We start from the raw sequence: 16,537 nt of genomic DNA on the forward strand, positions 1-16,537 counted from the left end.
GACTGAGAATTAATACCATAAATCATGGCAGAAAAAAAAGAAAAATTATTTGAACAGTTTCCTCCTGTGTCCGCTGCTGAGTGGCGTGCCAAGGTGGAAGCTGACCTGAAGGGCGCACCGTTTGATAAGAAACTGGTGTGGCGCACCAACGAGGGATTCAATGTTCAGCCTATGTACCGGATGGAGGACATCGAGGACTTCGCTACCACAAACTCTCTTCCCGGTGAATTCCCTTATCTCCGTGGCACACGTACCGACAATGACTGGAAAGTGCGTCAGGAGATTATTGCAGAGACCTCCGAAGAGGCTAACCGTATAGCTTTGGATGTGCTTACCAAGGGAGTTAATTCTCTCGGCTTCCATGTTCAGGAGCCGACTGCCGATACCCTTGGGACACTTCTCAATGGAATTGATCTAGCTAAGGTCGAAGTCAATTTCTCATGCTGTGTAAAGAAGGCTCTTCCTTTGGCCCAGGCTCTTGTGGCTTATGTTAAAGAGTGTGGTTGTGCCGAGTCTTTCAACGGTTCAATTGATTTCAATCCCTTCAAGAAGCCTCTGCGCAAAGGTGTTAGCTTTGAAGCATCTCAGCTCGTCAATATGGCATGTGAGCTCCTTGACGCCGTTAAGGATGTAAAGGGTCTGAGAGTGCTCTCTGTTGACAGCGACATGCTCAGCAATGCCGGCTCATATATCTATCAGGAACTCGGATATGCTCTTGCATGGGGAGCTGACTGGATGACTCTTCTCACAGAGGCTGGCCGTTCGGCTACAGAGGTTGCATGCCGCATCAAGTTCAATATGGGTGTGTCAAGCAACTTCTTTATGGAGCTTGCAAAGTTCCGTGCTGCCCGCATGATGTGGGCTCAGGTTGTAGCTCAATACAAACCGGAATGCGAATGTGCTCCTAAGATGGTGGCGCATGCTACAACATCCCGTTTCAATCAGACTCTATATGACGCTCATGTCAACCTTCTCCGCAGCCAGACCGAGACTATGTCGGCTGCCCTTGCAGGTGTTGACTCAATAACTGTCACTCCGTTTGACACTCCCTATAAGACTCCCGATGAATTCTCTGAGCGCATAGCCCGCAATCAGCAGCATCTCCTTAAGGAAGAAAGCCACCTTGATAAAGTGATCGACCCAGCCGGTGGTTCCTACTATGTGGAGACCATCACTGTGGCTATTGCCAAGGAAGCATGGAAGCTCTTTATCGATGTCGAGGACAAGGGTGGTTTCCTTGCTCTCTGCAATGCCGGAGAAGTGCAGAAGGCAGTTCGTGAAAGTGCCGAGAAACGTCACATTGATGTGGCTCGTCGCAAAGATATACTCCTTGGCACAAACCAGTATCCAAATGTCAATGAGATGGCAGCCGACAAGATTGTCAATCTTCAGGGTGCTTTCTCCTGCTCTTGCCATCCGGAGGCTGATGCCTGCGATTGCGAAGCCGGTCTCCCCACCAAGCGTGCTGCAAGTGATTTTGAGGCTCTTCGTCTTGCCACTGAAGCTGCAAGCAACCGTCCCAAAGTGTTTATGCTTACAATCGGTAACCTTGCAATGCGTCTTGCACGCGCCCAGTTCTCCACCAACTTCTTCGGATGTGCAGGTTATGAGATCATTGACAACCTTGGCTTTGAATCAGTCGAAGAAGGTGTTGATGCCGCTCTCGCCAAGGGTGCCGATATCGTGGTCCTCTGCTCAAGTGATGATGAGTATGCAGAGTATGCTCCCGCAGCCTTCAAATATCTCAACGGTCGTGCCGAGTTTGTTGTTGCCGGTGCACCCGCTTGCATGGATGACCTCAAGGCTCAGGGCATAAATGACTATGTACACGTGCGTTGTAACGTGCTTGATACCCTGCGCGATTTCAACAACCGTCTGCTTAAAAAGTAAACCATTCATCCCCATATAGATATGAAACCCAATTTCAAAGACATTGACATTGTAAAAGACGCTTTCGGCGACCGTCACGTCCCCGAAACCAAGGGGGAAGAATGGCTCACCCCCGAGCTTATCCCCGTTAAACCCATATACACTAAGGAGGATCTTGAAGGTCTGGAACACCTCGATTATGTTTCGGGTATTCCTCCATTCCTGCGCGGACCGTACAGTGCCATGTACCCTCTGCGTCCATGGACCATACGTCAGTATGCGGGATTCTCTACAGCAGCTGAATCCAATGCATTCTACCGCCGCAATCTTGCTGCCGGACAGAAAGGTCTTTCAGTTGCGTTCGACCTCGCTACTCATCGTGGTTATGACGCTGATCATGAGCGTGTTGTTGGTGACGTAGGCAAGGCTGGTGTATCGATCTGCTCGCTTGAGGATATGAAGGTTCTCTTCGAGGGTATACCCTTGAATAAGATGTCGGTATCGATGACTATGAACGGTGCCGTACTTCCTGTGCTTGCATTCTACATCAATGCGGGTCTGGAGCAGGGAGCCAAGCTTGAGGAGATGGCTGGTACGATACAGAACGATATCCTTAAGGAGTTCATGGTGCGTAACACCTATATCTATCCGCCGGAATTCTCGATGCGTATCATCGCCGATATCTTCGAGTACACCTCGCAGAACATGCCTAAGTTCAACTCCATCTCCATCTCGGGATATCATATGCAGGAGGCAGGTGCTACTTGCGATATTGAGCTTGCCTACACCCTGTGTGACGGTCTGGAGTATCTACGTGCCGGAGTCAACGCCGGTATCGACATTGATGCGTTCGCACCGCGTCTATCTTTCTTCTGGGCTATCGGTATGAATTACTTTATGGAGGTTGCAAAGATGCGTGCCGCACGTCTTCTTTGGGCCAAGATTGTGAAGCAGTTCAATCCCAAGAACCCCAAATCGCTTGCACTCCGCACACACTCTCAGACTTCAGGATGGTCACTCACCGAGCAGGACCCCTTCAATAATGTCGGACGTACCTGTATTGAGGCTATGGGTGCCGCTCTCGGTCACACTCAGAGTCTGCACACAAACGCTCTTGACGAGGCTATCGCTCTTCCCACCGACTTCTCCGCACGTATTGCACGTAACACCCAGATCTATATCCAGGAGGAGACAATGGTCACCAAGCAGGTAGACCCATGGGGCGGTTCATATTACGTCGAGGCTCTTACCAACGAGATCGCTCATCGCGCCTGGGCCCATATACAGGAGATCGAGAAGCTCGGAGGCATGGCTAAGGCTATCGAAAGCGGTCTACCCAAAATGCGTATCGAGGAGGCGTCAGCACGCACTCAGGCACGCATTGACTCAGGACGCCAGACCATCGTAGGTATCAACAAGTATCGTCTTGACCACGAGGATCCGATTGATATCCTTGAGATTGATAATACTGAGGTTCGTAAGGATCAGGTGGCACGTCTCGTTGACCTTAAGGGACATCGTGATGAGGAGGCTGTGAAGAAGGCTCTCGAAGCTATCACCGAATGTGTTCGCACAAAGGAAGGCAATCTTCTCGATCTTGCTGTCAAGGCTGCCGGACTCCGTGCCACACTCGGCGAAATCTCCGATGCCTGCGAGGATGTCGTAGGTCGTTACAAAGCAGTAATCAGAACTATTTCAGGCGTGTACTCATCAGAAACCAAGCAGGACCCCGACTTCATCAAGGCACAGCAGATGTGCGAGGAGTTTGCTAAGCGCGAGGGTCGTCAACCACGTATTATGATTGCCAAGATGGGACAGGACGGTCATGACCGTGGTGCCAAGGTGGTTGCCACCGGCTATGCCGACTGTGGATTCGATGTCGATATGGGTCCCCTCTTCCAGACTCCTGCCGAGGCTGCCCGTATGGCTGTAGAGAATGACGTTCACATTCTTGGTGTTTCATCTCTTGCTGCCGGTCACAAGACTCTTATCCCACAGGTAATAGAAGAACTTAAGAAACTTGGCCGTGAGGATATTCTCGTGACAGCCGGAGGTGTGATCCCTGCTCAGGATTATGATTTCCTTTATAAAGCAGGTGTTGCCGCGATATTCGGTCCCGGTACCCGCATTCCTCTCTCGGCTATCAAGATGCTTGAGATCCTTGAAGGTGAATAATCATCTCATTATTGAGTAATCCGAGTATTAAATAATTTAGAATGGGGACATAAGAGACTCTTGGGTTTTCTTATGTCCTCCTTTTTAATCTTTTAAATCCAAAAGTATATTATGAACGATTTTTCATATATTACCCCTACACGCTATATTTTCGGGCACGGAGCCGAGGAAAAGGTAGGCAAACAGGCTGTTGTCAATGGTATGTCGAACGTTCTTCTTGTGTATGGCAAGGGGAGTGTGGTGCGCAGCGGGCTTCTTGACAGAGTGAAGGCTGCCCTTGCTGATGCAGGAGTGAGCTATGTGGAGCTTGGTGGCGTACAGCCAAATCCGACTGACGATAAGGTCTATGAAGGTATAAATTTGGGGCGTAAGGAACACGTTGACGGAGTTATTGCTGTGGGTGGCGGGTCTGCTATCGACACAGCCAAGGCAATTGCCGGAGGTATACTTTATGATGGCGATTTCTGGGATTTCTACGCCGGGAAGGCGATCGTGGAAGAGGCTCTTCCAATAGGTGTGGTACTTACTATTCCTGCTGCCGGAAGTGAGGGGAGTGGCAATTCAGTGATTACGAGTCATGACGGTAAAAAGATTTCTCTTCGTACCGATATGTCTCTCCGCCCAAAGTTTTCGTGTCTTAATCCGGAGCTGACTTTCACATTGCCTCCTTATCAGACAGCCTGTGGAATATGTGATATGATGATTCATATATTTGAACGTTATTTCTCTCCGACATCAGGTGTGGAGGTCACCGATAGGGTAGCAGAGGGGTTGATTATGGCGATAATGACTGAAGCCCCCAAGGTAATGTCTTCACCTGTGGATTACGAGGCACGTGCCAATATAATGTGGAGCGGGACACTTGCCCACAACGGATTGTGTGGTACCGGACGTGCAGAGGACTGGACTTCACACTTTATGGAGCATGAAGTCAGCGCGCTTTATCCGGAAGTGGCTCATGGGGCAGGGCTTGCCGTAATGGTGCCTGCATGGATGAGTTATGTGGCTAAGCGTAATCCGGCAAAAGTGGCACAGTTTGCACGCAGGGTGTTAGGTGTCACTGAGGCAGATGATCTCAGAGCTGCCAATAATGGGATTGAACGACTGCGTGAATTCTTTACTTCTCTCGGTCTGCCTGCCTCTCTGACATCTCTTGGTGTGAAAGCTTCGGATATACCTGTGATGGTACGTCGACTTCATGAGAACAAGGGGGCTGTGATAGGTGCTTATGTGCCTCTTGTCGCTCAGGATACAACAGCAATCTATGAGTCGGCATTGTGATGCATGACATTACAGGTCTTATAATCATCGACGATGCATTATCATCCCATAAAATTTATGTCTGCGGTTGTGGCTGTCTGTAGGATTGTCACAGCCGCAGTATTGCTTTCCTGTTTCTCGGGTTATGCATATGCCCAGGATTCCGATAAAGAGTCAATGGGAATGCAGGCCGATCGTTTTCTTGAAGGGATGCCTTCAGGTATGCAACAGAGACAGGCAGCTGCAATCCGTAAAGCCATAGCCGGAGATAGTCGCGACCTGCAATCGGTAAGGAGTTCACGCAATGCTGTACCTCAGCTGTCAGATAATGTCAGGACCGTTATGCTGACGCCGTCATTACGTCTTTATGAGCCGATTGTCTGTTCGGATTCTAAACAGCTTCCTCTGCTGATATATTTTCATGGCGGGGGATGGACTTTCGGAAGTCTTAACAGTTGCGGCCGTTTCTGTGATGCCATGGCTGCTTCCGGTAAGATGAAGGTCCTTGCGGTTGACTATCGTCTTGCGCCTGAACATCCTTTCCCGAAAGGTCTTGATGATTGTGTGGATGCGATAGAGTATGCTGTAAGGAACTCTAATCGTTTAAATATAGATCCGGCACATATTTCAGTCGGAGGAGATTCTTCCGGAGGTAACCTTGCCATAGCGTCTGCTTTGTCGGACAGGTGTGTAGGCATGATTGAATCGCTTGTATTGTTCTATCCTGTCACTAAAGCTTTTGCCGATAATTCTTTGTCATGGAAAAAATATGGTGAAGGTTATGGACTTGATGCGGAGATCATGGATGTGTTCAACAGGGCTTATGCCGGAGATGTAGATCCGTATGATGAGCGTATAAGTGTCGGGATGTGTGACAGTAAGATGCTTGAAAGAATTCCGCGTACTCTTCTTGTTGCCGCCGGACGAGACATATTGTGCGATCAGGGGAAGGAATTTGCAGCCAAGGTAGGGTCCAGAATCATACGTATTGAATTTCCGGATGCTGTTCACCTCTTTATCACTGTTCCAGGTCAGGATAAAGCTTTCGGAGAGTCGGTGTCCCTTGCAACAGATTTTATATTGAACCGGTAATATTTAAGGTATGAATGATATAGAAAGATGTCATGATTATGCAGCTTTGACAAAGGTGTGGTTAGCGTCGGTCAGAGCAACTCACGACTTTTGGGGATGATATGATTGAAATGCTGTTCTCTCATCCTGACGTGATAGGTAAAGGGTACGGTTACAGGTTACTGAGATTTGCAGTAGAGCATAAGGGTGTAAGTAAAGTAGATGTCAACGAGCAGAACCAACGCGCACTTGGATTCTATCAAAAGCATGGATTTCGCGTAACAGGGCGTGATGCTTTTGACCGAGAGGGGATGCCATATCCTATTCTACATCTTGAAAGGTGATTGATGGCTGTGGATGTGTTAAAATAAATGGCGTATGATACCAATGAACATACTTCATATCTTCAACGTTTCAGCAGACGAAGTAGACATAGCAACTGGACAGAACTTAACAAAGATCGGTGCAGGAGGCTGGAGTCTTTGGGGCTTATGACAGATAGCGGTCGGGAGGTGTGTCCTGATTTTTCTGCAGAGTTTGTAGTGGATTCCGATATAGTCGCGGCGTTTGAGTCAAATCCTGTTGCAAGGGCTATTTTTTCAACTTTCCATCCTTTGTATCGAAGAGTAAGAATCGATACCATACAGAGAAATAAGGCTAATCAGGAAATTTTCTATAGCCGGTTGGAAAAATTGATTGATGCCAGTGAAAGAGGGGAGATGTTTGGTGACTGGAATGATAATGGACGGCTTCTGGATTATTAGAGGGTGTTCAGTCCTGCTTTTTTTGCTTGTGAATACTGGTGTTCGCGTGGGATATGATACAGTTTGCCGTCTTTGATAAGGTGCGAGCCTGTCTGATGAAATGTAAATGGGACCTTGCTGTCGGCACATTGCTGTTGCAGTTCTTTGACCCATTCAAAATCGAGAGCCCTGGCATATTTCCCTGATTCTCCCCCTGCCGATACCTCTTCGACAAGCCTTGGGTTGAGGTACTTTCGCAGGTCAATTCTTCCTATCATCGGTGCCACAATGATAAGGCGGTGCTTGATGGGCATATCCAGGAATATAGGGAGACGAAGGTCCGCTCGCTGCTGAGTTTCGGCAGTGCATCCGACGGCTACATTATCGTATCCGTCACCCCAGTCATCTGGGAGGCATTTGTTCAACCTGTCGATTCTTTTGGTGAAAAATACGAATGAGCAATCGCTTCTCTGTCGAATGATATTCCATATGTCATCGCGCCATCCGTCAGCCTCTTCGATCAGCATATCGGATGTGAAACACAGCCCGAATGTCGTACCTGATGGGTATTTCCAATTCTTTTTGCGGTCAAGCTTGAGAGGCAGAAGGAATGAAGATGTCTTTCTGACAAGATCGGATGGTGTAGTTGTGCCGAATGCGGCATCCTCACGGTATACGTAACAATGCCTGCATCCTTCGCTTATCTTGTGGCAGCCGTGCCACGGATTCCACATATGCATAAATTAGGAATATATACCGCAAAATTAGCATAAAATAAATAAACAGGAAAACTTACGATGTTGTCATTTTGTTGTGTTTAATGTATCTTAAAATGATAGGTGAAAATATTAAAACAAAATGAAAAGAGTACTTATAGTAATCGGGCATCCCTATTGGAGCCGGTCAGTAGCCAACAAAGGCATCGTGGAATCACTTGGCGGTCTTGACCGTAATATTGTATTCAGCAATATTAAGGAACTTTATCCTGAGGGGGATATAGATGTCGATGCAGAACAGAAAAAGCTTCTTGACGCTGATGTTGTGGTGTTCCAGTTCCCTATCATGTGGTTCGGAGCCCCATCTCTTATGCATAAATACATGGAAGAGGTGTTCACTTATGGTTTTGCCTATGGCAAAGGTGGCGATAATCTGAAAGGTAAACAGTTTATTGTATCCTTTACAGCCGGAGCCCCTGAGGATGCTTACAGTGCTACCGGGGCAGAGGGTTATACAATGGATGAGTTTATGCCACCTATTTCAGCATTGGCACATTATTGCAGTATGCATTGGGCTGGATATGTGGGTTCATATGGAATGATGAATCCTTCCCCTGAGCGATGTTCCGCTCATGCCAGTCGGCTGCTTGATAAAATAGACAGTATATAAATTGCAGTCAGTTATAATATGCATACAACACATTAGGGATTTTCACGTTATCTAATTATATCTCACGTTTCATCCCATGATTTATCCCCTGCTTTTACGAGTCACTCTTGAGGGTGCTATAAGTGCAGTGAGCGGAGTGCTCACCGATTATGTTATGGTCACGGTGCTTCTTGTCATCGCCATATATTTTACTTTTGCCACTCGTGGGGTGCAGTTCAGGATGATAGGGGAGATGTGTCGTCTTCTCATAAGGTCGGGAAAGCGTGACAATGACACTCGTAAGACTGATGAGCCGCATCATGGTACCATCAGTTCATTTCAGGCTTTTGCCTTATCCATAGCTTCGCGCGTGGGCACCGGAAATATGGCTGGAGTAGCCATAGCCATTGCTTTGGGTGGTCCTGGCGCGGTGTTTTGGATGTGGGTCATTGCCTTGGTGGGAGCATCAAGTGCATTTGTTGAATCGACTCTTGCCCAGCTCTTTAAGGTCAAGGGGGATAAATCGTTTATGGGAGGACCTGCTTATTATATACAGAAAGGTCTCCATTGCCGTTGGTGGGCAGTGACATTTGCCATTCTCATTACGCTGACATTCGGGTTTGCATTCAATTCCGTTCAGTCCAATACCATTTCATCGGCATTTCATTCCTGTTTCGGATTCTCTGTGGAATGGATGGCTGTGATTCTCACTGCCATGACTCTTGTAATCATATGGGGAGGGGTCCAAAGAGTGTCACGTTTCAGTGAAATTGTAGTCCCTGTTATGGCTGTGGCTTATCTGGTTTTGGCTGGAGTGATAATATGCATGAATATCCAGCGTATACCTGAGATATTTGCCATGATATTCAGTAATGCTTTTGGTTTTGATTCTGCTTTAGGTGGCACTGTAGGTTCTGCAATGGTGATGGGAGTCAAGCGTGGATTGTTCAGTAATGAGGCAGGCGAGGGGTCTACTCCCAATGCCGCTGCCACTGCATCTGTGACACATCCTGTCAAACAGGGATTGATCCAGACTCTCGGTGTGTACACTGACACGTTGCTTGTATGTACTGCAACGGCTTTTATAATACTATGCAGCGGTGTGTCTGTTGATGGTCACGATGGCATTGTCCTTACACAGCGGGCTATTGATGCCGAGCTTGGTGGCGGACATCAGTATGGCTCAATATTTGTGTGCGTGGCTATATTTTTCTTTGCCTTCACAAGCATAATAGCCAACTATTACTATGGTGAAACCAATATCCGGTTTATACTTAACAATGAAAGGGTTATCAGTGTGTACCGTCTGGCAGTCGGTGCTATTGTATATTTCGGATCAATAACATCGCTTGATATAGTATGGGGCTTTGCCGATATAACTATGGCTCTCATGACGCTTTGTAATCTTGCTGCCATAGTTGCGCTTGGAAAGTATGCCTTGATGTTGCTTGCCGATTACCGTTCGCAGCTTATGAAGGGGATTGATCCTGTGTACAGTTCGGACACCATGCCGTCAATAGCGGATGAAACGGAGTGCTGGAGATGATAAAATTTATTTTATTCCTGCAATAAGGTTAATTGCAGTCACGTTATAGAATCATAATTTATCATCTTTTGCCTATGGATAAAACTTCTAACCAATCACATCCTTTACATAATATTGAGTCGGCGGAGCCTTCACCATCGGAATTCATCCTTGAAAGTATACGCCAGTTTGCCCGCGTGTACACATCGTTCCCACAGACGTCTCAGTTTGGTGGATTTGTGCTTAACTGATTCATTTGTAGGTAATGTCGTATATAATTACGCTTGCTGTGGCACTTATAGCTGTTGCAGCAATATGCCTGGTAGTGTCAATCAGGCGGTCACTTGACTCAGCGAATGCTGAGAACGTAGCTTTGAAGGTTGAATCAGAAAAATCCAAGCTTGATGTGGAGAGGGCTGTGAACTCCTCGGCAGTAGAGCTTGCCACAGTGCGTCAGGAACTTGAATCGGCCTATAAACGGCTTGACGTGTCCGAGTCGACAGCAGGTCAAAGGATATCTGAGCTAACCTCGGAACTTCGAGTGCTACAGGAATCGCTTGCTAAAGCACGTGAAGAGAATGCCAGGCTTAACACTTCTTTGTCGCATATCGAGGCTGAACGAGAGAGTCATGAGAAGCAGCTTGAACTGAGGTTCAGAAATCTTGCAAATGATATACTCAGGCAGAATTCCTCGGACTTCAAGGCACAGAATGAACAGAGGCTTGAGGAGATATTGTCCCCATTGCGGAACAATCTTGATGAGTTCCGCAAGACGGTGACAGAGACATATAATAATGAGGCGCGAGAACGATTTTCGCTCACAGAGCGCATACGTGAGCTTGTAGATCTCAACAACACCATTTCGCGTGAGGCTCGTGAACTCACATTGGCTCTGCGCGGCAATAATCAGGTGCAAGGTGATTGGGGAGAGATGGTGCTTGAGTCGATACTGGAGCGCAGCGGACTTCAGGAGGGTGAGGAATACTTCCTTCAGATGACGAGTGAGCCTAACGGATGTGCGATAAGGAATGAGGAGGGTGTTAAACTACGTCCTGACGTTGTGGTTAAATACCCTGATGGTCGCTGTGTGATAATTGACTCAAAAGTGTCTCTGACAGCATTTGTCGAATATATAAATGCCGAGGATGACAGAGTCAAGGGAGATGCATCTGTGCGTCATGTCAAGTCTGTGCGAAGCCATGTCGATGAGCTTGCACGCAAGAGCTATCAGAATTATATCGGAGAGGCAAAGCTCGATTTTGTGATGATGTTTATCCCTAATGAGCCTGCTTATATTGCAGCAATGCGTCTTGATTCCAATTTATGGCAGGAGGCGTACGACCGAAAGGTCCTTATTGTGTCCCCGACACATCTTGTGTCGGGACTGCGGCTTATAGAGCAGTTGTGGAGCCGTGACAAGGTCACAAAAAATGCCATAAAGATAGCTGAAGATGCCGGAAAGATGTACGACAAGTTTGCAGACTTTACTAAGGATATGGATAGGATCGCTTCGGGAATTGCTTCGGCATCCAAGGCTCATGCTGAAGCTATGAACAAACTTTCGACAGGCACCGGGAATCTTGTTAAGCGAGCCCAGGATCTTAAGGCTCTTGGTATAAAATCATCCAAGCAGCTTGCTGCGTCCGTGCAGAAAGAAGATTAATCCGTATTTTTAGGCACACAAAAAGGGACAACCGATATATTGAAAAATCCGGTTGTCCCAATTTTTGTTTATACGAGTTATCTTATTGTGAAACCTGCGTTATATACGGCCTCTTTTACGGCTTCAGGTGACACTTCCCCTTCCACTATGGCTGTGCCGGTGGATAGATCGGTAGTCACATTTTCAGCTCCGCTGAGAGCTGAGATTGCTTTGGTTACAGTTGCCTGGCAGTGAGGGCAGGACATTCCCTCAATGATGTATTCTCTTCTCATTGTGTTTTTGTTGGGGTTATGTGTATGTGTATTGTTATGGCTGTGGGATTTTATTGCCGTGTATATAAGAAGCAATCCAAGAAGTATTGAACATACTGTTGGAAATAGTGGTGTTCCGCTGTGTCCGTCATGGCATGACATCAGGTGTGATGTCTGTGGGATAAACCAGCCGGAGGGAAGGAGATAGTCTATCATAAGGCCGAATCCAATTGCTGTAGCTACAACTGAGCCGACATATATGAGCGTGGCTCTGCGTCCCATTGTGCGAGACAGTACCATTACGGATGCAAAGTTGGCAGCCGGTCCCGCCATAAGCAAAACGAATGCGACACCTGGGCTCAGGCCTTTGAGCATTAGTGACATTGCGATAGGGATTGATCCGGTGGCGCATACGTACATGGGTACTGCCACAAGTATCATGACGCCCATTGCCAGGAGGGGATATCGGTTAAGGCTTAAGAACAGTTGGTCAGGGACAAGTACGGTGATCAGGGCGGCTATGACCAGACCTATCACCAGCCATTTGCCCACGCTTGCCACCATATCAACAAGTCCGTAACGTACAGCTTCGACAATTTTTCGTGGCAGGCTCAATCCTGCGTACTCATCTTTACGAGTTGATGCACAGCATGAGGCAGGCATTGTATCGGGAATGGAGTCTTCATCTTGGGCAAGTTTGTTCACGGCCCCACCTCCGATCACTGATCCTATGAGGGCGGCTATCGGTCGCAGGATTGCAAACGGCAGACCAAGCAGAGAGTATGTCGCCGCTATGGAGTCAACGCCGGTCTGAGGTGTGGCTATAAGGAATGAAGTGGTGGCACCTTTTGAGGCCCCCTGTCTGCGCAACGCTACAGCAGTCGGGAGCACTCCACAGGAGCATAGCGGCAGTGGTATACCGAAAAGTGCAGCCTTTACTACCGGCATAATCCCGCTTCCTGCAAGATGACGCGACATGGCAGCCGGTTTTATGAACACATGCAGGAATCCTGCGATGAGGAATCCGAGCAATATGTATGGTGACATCTCGTTTATGATGCCCCAGAGCGATTGGAAGAAATATTGTAATTGCATATCTTAACTTTGCTGTGTTTGAGATTCTACACAGCAAAGTTACTGAACATATTCCATTATCGCGTTACACCATTTCGGGTTTTGTTTATATTCTTGAGGAGATATATAGCCACCGATGTAAGCAATATGGAGCTCATAACTATTATTATTGAGTCTGATCCCCATGAGTTTATATCGGTATCGTTTACTTCAGGGGATATATTGGACTGCCACATTGAATAGACCACAATGCTGTTGTTGATGGCATGCATTAATGCCGGGAGCAATATCGAGCCTGACCAATAAAGAAGATAGCCGAAAAACGCTCCAAGCAACAAGCGTGGAAAAAATCCGAAGAATTGGATATGGAATGCGCTGAACAGGAATGCAGTGAGCCATATTGCGGCATGGTAGTTTATGGACCCTGACGACAGGAGCCTTTGCATAGCTCCACGGAAGAAAATCTCTTCGCTGAATCCTGCGAGCACTCCTACTATGAGAATGTTGATTATGAGATCTGCGACCGATGCCCCTCCGAGAAGAATTTCGACCTGAGCCCTTGCTGTCTCCTCACTCTTGCGCATCCATTCCTCTAAGGCCTCAAGCGACTGTGGAAGCGTGATGTTCTCGTTCCATTCCACAATCATGTTCATTGCCGGTATCGAACACATCAGGGCAACAAATGCAAGAATGGTAATTGAGGCTGATGGTTTGCGGTCAATGCACAGCAGGCGTGCCGGCAGTGGTGACACTATTACTGCTGTTATGATTGCAGGAAGAATGAAGAGAGCTACATCCTGGACTACTGTAGCAATCCGGACTAATTCTGTGGTGTGTCCTCCGCGGATTATCGAGGACATGGTCACAACAGTTATTATGAGTGACACAAATGTTATCAGGAGGAAATAAAATATCCTCATAAGATAACTGTAGCGCAGTGATGGGAGAGGATTCAAGGATGGTTCGTTTGATATCATTTGTCAAGGTAGAATTGGCTGGTGAGCGAGGAGTATTGGCTGGTATATGATCCGTCGAGATTCCGGATGCATATATGTTCTGTATGGCAAGGAGAATGGACATCGCATTCGCGAGTCACCTCATATAGACGGCGGATGGGATTCTTGTCCTGACGAGGTGACACGTCTGCGATTCTTGTAGCAGCAAGTCGTGATAGAGACAGATGATATTGCACATCATCGTCCCGGTCCATAGGGGATATGAAAGAGAGTGTGTCGCCAGGTCGGGTCATGATTTCTGCTGCCCATTGTATCAATGTTTCCACTCCAAATCCGGTGCCGTGGCGGGCAAGTGAGCGGGCGGCATCGGGGGAATGAAGAGCCTCTGTGAAGAACGGCGGATTGGACACTATGCATATGGGATGTTCGATCTCCGGTATATGATTGCCGGGGGACCAGTTGAGCAGGTCGGTATTGATGATATCTATTCTTCCGGACCATGGGGATAGGGAGACATTGTGCATTGCATCAAGTGTCGCCGGTTCATCGATGTCGATGCCTGTCACATGTGTCTTAGGGTATCTTTGTGCCATCATCAGTGCTATCAGTCCTGACCCCGTTCCTGCGTCTATGATACATCCGGCACCATCGGCATGAGCCCATGAGCCAAGAAGTACTCCGTCGGTGCCGATTTTCATTCCGCACCTTGAATCATCAACCGTAAATTGCTTGAATCTGAATATGCTCATAGTGTTACGGACACCGTAGCATGGCGGTTCCTATTTAAAAACGTCATGACCGGTGAAATATTATGTGATATGTTGTATTAAAGAAAAACCGCGACGCTTTTCACAAAGTATCACGGCCCATTACCTAAATATTATATTCTATTGCTATTTATCGAATGCATTTGCAAAATTAAAAAATCCTATGCTTTTTGGCATAGGATTAATATAATTTAACCTAAATTATAAATAGTGGATACATGTCTGTTACATGTATTCCTCTACTTTTTTCAGCAGATCTTTGCTTTCAATCTCTCCGCTGTGACGCCATCTCTCTACGCCGTTACTGTAGATTATGAATGTCGGAACCGATTGTATATCAGCTTCAGTGGATTCCGCCTCATTCTTGTCAATGTCATACTGATAGAGTGGTACGCGATTCTGGAGCTGTGACTTGACTTGATCAACGATAGGAGTCATGCGTTGGCAGTGGGGACACCATGAGGCGTAGAATTCTACAAGTACTACAGGGGATGATTTGATGATTTCATTATAATTCATAGTGATTGTGATTAAGTTAGAATACATCTCAATAACATGATTTGTTGCTATAAGGTTTAAAAGGGTGTTGCTTTCCTCGGTTATATGTAATAACTTTGCACCATATTTGAGATTACACTCATTCAATTTATTATTTATTGATCTTGCTTATTAAACAGATAGATTTATGAGGACTGCTTTGATTACCGGTGTCACCGGTCAGGACGGATCATTCCTTGCCGAATTGCTTTTGGATAAGGGCTATGATGTTCATGGTACCATACGCCGTTCGTCAGTTGATTATCGTGAGCGCATAGCTCATCTTGAGGGACATAAGAATTTTCACCTTCACTATGCTGACCTTGGTGATTCGATGTCGCTCCTTCAGGTAATAGGCAAGGTGCGACCCGACGAGATCTATAATCTTGCTGCCCAAAGCCATGTGCAGGTGTCGTTTGATGCCCCGGAGTTTACAGCTGATGTAGACGCTACAGGTGTGCTGCGTATTCTTGAGGCTGTACGTCAGTGCGGGCTCACACATTCCTGTCGTATTTATCAGGCTTCGACTTCCGAGCTTTATGGAAAGGTTGAGGAGGTGCCTCAGAACGAGAATACTCCGTTCCATCCGTATTCCCCTTATGCTGTTGCTAAGTTGTACGGATTCTGGATCGTGAAGGAGTATCGTGAGGCTTATGGCATGTATTGTTGTTCAGGCATACTTTTCAATCATGAGAGCGAACGTCGAGGAGAGACTTTCGTTACAAGAAAGATAACTCTTGCCGCAGCCCGCATAGCACAGGGAAAGCAGGAGAAACTGTATCTCGGTAATCTTTCGTCGCTCCGTGACTGGGGCTATGCCAAGGACTATGTGGAATGTATGTGGCTGATACTTCAGCAGCAAAAGCCTGAGGATTATGTGATAGCCACAGGAGAGCAGCATTCCGTGCGTGAGTTTTGTCTTTTGGCATTCCGCCGTGCAGGCATAGAATTGCGTTTCGAAGGAGAGGGAGCCGATGAGGTAGGTATTGATGTAGCTACCGGCAAGGTGGTCATAGAGGTGTCCTCAGACTTTTATCGTCCGACCGATGTTGTGAATCTTTGGGGAGATCCAACGAAGGCTAAAGGGAAACTTGGTTGGGACCCTTCAAAGAAAACGTCATTCGAGGAGCTTGTCAATATAATGGTGGATGCCGATATGGCAAAGGTTGCCATCGAAAGGGCTGGCGAACAGGTTCGGACCAATCTTGTAGAATATCTTGAAAAAGGTATAGTGAAATAGCATTGATATCAAGGGGGCGTTTTGACATTGTATGTCATGAC

Annotated in this window: 15 protein-coding genes; 10 read left to right on the forward strand and 5 right to left on the reverse strand. The window is 47.1% G+C overall.

The window, feature by feature from the left end; translation table 11 throughout:
- Nucleotides 1-24 precede the first annotated feature (24 nt).
- The 6 genes from mutA (at nucleotide 25) to EZ315_RS10515 (ending at nucleotide 7,139) form a co-directional block, all read left to right on the forward strand.
- On the forward strand, nucleotides 25-1,890 hold the full coding sequence (mutA, locus tag EZ315_RS10490; protein ID WP_135472031.1) for a methylmalonyl-CoA mutase small subunit: 1,866 nt from the start codon (nucleotides 25-27) through the stop codon (nucleotides 1,888-1,890).
- A gap of 21 nt (nucleotides 1,891-1,911) precedes the next feature.
- Nucleotides 1,912-4,044, forward strand: a complete 2,133-nt coding sequence (gene scpA / locus EZ315_RS10495; RefSeq protein ID WP_135472032.1) for a methylmalonyl-CoA mutase — start codon at nucleotides 1,912-1,914, stop codon at nucleotides 4,042-4,044.
- A 111-nt stretch (nucleotides 4,045-4,155) separates the two neighbouring features.
- On the forward strand, nucleotides 4,156-5,325 hold the full coding sequence (locus EZ315_RS10500; RefSeq protein WP_135472033.1) for an iron-containing alcohol dehydrogenase: 1,170 nt from the start codon (nucleotides 4,156-4,158) through the stop codon (nucleotides 5,323-5,325).
- Between the two features lie 69 nt (nucleotides 5,326-5,394).
- Nucleotides 5,395-6,396 carry an alpha/beta hydrolase gene (locus tag EZ315_RS10505; protein ID WP_242452579.1) on the forward strand — a complete coding sequence of 334 codons (1,002 nt, stop codon included), beginning with the start codon at nucleotides 5,395-5,397 and terminating at the stop codon, nucleotides 6,394-6,396.
- Nucleotides 6,397-6,497: 101 nt separating this feature from the next.
- Complete coding sequence (locus tag EZ315_RS10510; RefSeq protein ID WP_135472035.1) at nucleotides 6,498-6,719, forward strand: GNAT family N-acetyltransferase; 222 nt, start codon at nucleotides 6,498-6,500, stop codon at nucleotides 6,717-6,719.
- A gap of 147 nt (nucleotides 6,720-6,866) precedes the next feature.
- On the forward strand, nucleotides 6,867-7,139 hold the full coding sequence (locus EZ315_RS10515; RefSeq protein ID WP_242452580.1) for a YdeI/OmpD-associated family protein: 273 nt from the start codon (nucleotides 6,867-6,869) through the stop codon (nucleotides 7,137-7,139).
- On the opposite strand, the gene EZ315_RS10520 is transcribed toward EZ315_RS10515, so the two are convergent.
- Nucleotides 7,136-7,852, reverse strand: coding sequence for a DUF5131 family protein (locus tag EZ315_RS10520; RefSeq protein ID WP_370640289.1), 717 nt, complete (start codon nucleotides 7,850-7,852; stop codon nucleotides 7,136-7,138). The genes EZ315_RS10515 and EZ315_RS10520 overlap by 4 nt on opposite strands.
- A gap of 124 nt (nucleotides 7,853-7,976) precedes the next feature.
- Between EZ315_RS10520 and EZ315_RS10525 the strand changes: the two genes are divergently transcribed.
- The 3 genes from EZ315_RS10525 (at nucleotide 7,977) to EZ315_RS10535 (ending at nucleotide 11,671) form a co-directional block, all read left to right on the forward strand.
- Nucleotides 7,977-8,504 (forward strand): NAD(P)H-dependent oxidoreductase, encoded by a 528-nt coding sequence (locus EZ315_RS10525; RefSeq protein ID WP_135472038.1) that lies wholly within the window; start codon nucleotides 7,977-7,979, stop codon nucleotides 8,502-8,504.
- Nucleotides 8,505-8,580: 76 nt separating this feature from the next.
- Complete coding sequence (locus tag EZ315_RS10530; RefSeq protein ID WP_135472039.1) at nucleotides 8,581-10,029, forward strand: alanine/glycine:cation symporter family protein; 1,449 nt, start codon at nucleotides 8,581-8,583, stop codon at nucleotides 10,027-10,029.
- A 244-nt stretch (nucleotides 10,030-10,273) separates the two neighbouring features.
- Nucleotides 10,274-11,671: a DNA recombination protein RmuC gene (locus tag EZ315_RS10535; protein WP_135472040.1), complete on the forward strand. Its 1,398-nt coding sequence runs from the start codon at nucleotides 10,274-10,276 to the stop codon at nucleotides 11,669-11,671.
- A gap of 77 nt (nucleotides 11,672-11,748) precedes the next feature.
- Here EZ315_RS10535 and EZ315_RS10540 read toward each other — a convergent pair whose 3' ends face one another.
- The 4 genes from EZ315_RS10540 to EZ315_RS10555 all read right to left on the reverse strand — a co-directional run bounded on the left by EZ315_RS10540 (nucleotide 11,749) and on the right by EZ315_RS10555 (nucleotide 15,238).
- A complete protein-coding gene (locus tag EZ315_RS10540) occupies nucleotides 11,749-13,017 on the reverse strand; it encodes an SO_0444 family Cu/Zn efflux transporter (protein ID WP_135472041.1) in 1,269 nt (422 codons plus the stop codon).
- Between the two features lie 56 nt (nucleotides 13,018-13,073).
- Nucleotides 13,074-13,973 (reverse strand): CPBP family intramembrane glutamic endopeptidase, encoded by a 900-nt coding sequence (locus EZ315_RS10545; RefSeq protein WP_135472042.1) that lies wholly within the window; start codon nucleotides 13,971-13,973, stop codon nucleotides 13,074-13,076.
- Nucleotides 13,970-14,701, reverse strand: a complete 732-nt coding sequence (locus EZ315_RS10550; RefSeq protein ID WP_135472043.1) for a tRNA1(Val) (adenine(37)-N6)-methyltransferase — start codon at nucleotides 14,699-14,701, stop codon at nucleotides 13,970-13,972. The genes EZ315_RS10545 and EZ315_RS10550 overlap by 4 nt, the downstream gene beginning before the upstream one ends.
- A gap of 243 nt (nucleotides 14,702-14,944) precedes the next feature.
- Nucleotides 14,945-15,238, reverse strand: coding sequence for a thioredoxin family protein (locus tag EZ315_RS10555; RefSeq protein WP_170957530.1), 294 nt, complete (start codon nucleotides 15,236-15,238; stop codon nucleotides 14,945-14,947).
- Nucleotides 15,239-15,404: 166 nt separating this feature from the next.
- Here EZ315_RS10555 and gmd point away from each other — a divergent pair, with 166 nt between their 5' ends.
- The gene (gmd, locus tag EZ315_RS10560; RefSeq protein WP_135472045.1) at nucleotides 15,405-16,496 is read left to right on the forward strand and encodes a GDP-mannose 4,6-dehydratase; all 1,092 of its coding nucleotides are present in this window, start codon (nucleotides 15,405-15,407) and stop codon (nucleotides 16,494-16,496) included.
- The last annotated feature ends 41 nt before the right edge of the window (nucleotides 16,497-16,537 follow it).

Origin of the sequence: Duncaniella freteri (assembly GCF_004766125.1) — a bacterium.
Classification (GTDB): domain Bacteria; phylum Bacteroidota; class Bacteroidia; order Bacteroidales; family Muribaculaceae; genus Duncaniella; species Duncaniella freteri.

Excerpts from the sequence above, each read along its gene's own strand:
- EZ315_RS10555 (WP_170957530.1), bottom strand. The coding sequence starts at position 15,238 with ATGAATTATAATGAAATCATCAAATCATCCCCTGTAGTACTTGTAGAA.
- EZ315_RS10510 (WP_135472035.1), top strand. The coding sequence starts at position 6,498 with ATGATTGAAATGCTGTTCTCTCATCCTGACGTGATAGGTAAAGGGTAC.
- mutA (WP_135472031.1), top strand. The coding sequence starts at position 25 with ATGGCAGAAAAAAAAGAAAAATTATTTGAACAGTTTCCTCCTGTGTCC.
- gmd (WP_135472045.1), top strand. The coding sequence starts at position 15,405 with ATGAGGACTGCTTTGATTACCGGTGTCACCGGTCAGGACGGATCATTC.
- EZ315_RS10520 (WP_370640289.1), bottom strand. The coding sequence starts at position 7,852 with ATGTGGAATCCGTGGCACGGCTGCCACAAGATAAGCGAAGGATGCAGG.
- EZ315_RS10545 (WP_135472042.1), bottom strand. The coding sequence starts at position 13,973 with ATGATATCAAACGAACCATCCTTGAATCCTCTCCCATCACTGCGCTAC.
- scpA (WP_135472032.1), top strand. The coding sequence starts at position 1,912 with ATGAAACCCAATTTCAAAGACATTGACATTGTAAAAGACGCTTTCGGC.
- EZ315_RS10540 (WP_135472041.1), bottom strand. The coding sequence starts at position 13,017 with ATGCAATTACAATATTTCTTCCAATCGCTCTGGGGCATCATAAACGAG.
- EZ315_RS10525 (WP_135472038.1), top strand. The coding sequence starts at position 7,977 with ATGAAAAGAGTACTTATAGTAATCGGGCATCCCTATTGGAGCCGGTCA.
- EZ315_RS10530 (WP_135472039.1), top strand. The coding sequence starts at position 8,581 with ATGATTTATCCCCTGCTTTTACGAGTCACTCTTGAGGGTGCTATAAGT.
- EZ315_RS10535 (WP_135472040.1), top strand. The coding sequence starts at position 10,274 with ATGTCGTATATAATTACGCTTGCTGTGGCACTTATAGCTGTTGCAGCA.
- EZ315_RS10515 (WP_242452580.1), top strand. The coding sequence starts at position 6,867 with ATGACAGATAGCGGTCGGGAGGTGTGTCCTGATTTTTCTGCAGAGTTT.
- EZ315_RS10500 (WP_135472033.1), top strand. The coding sequence starts at position 4,156 with ATGAACGATTTTTCATATATTACCCCTACACGCTATATTTTCGGGCAC.
- EZ315_RS10550 (WP_135472043.1), bottom strand. The coding sequence starts at position 14,701 with ATGAGCATATTCAGATTCAAGCAATTTACGGTTGATGATTCAAGGTGC.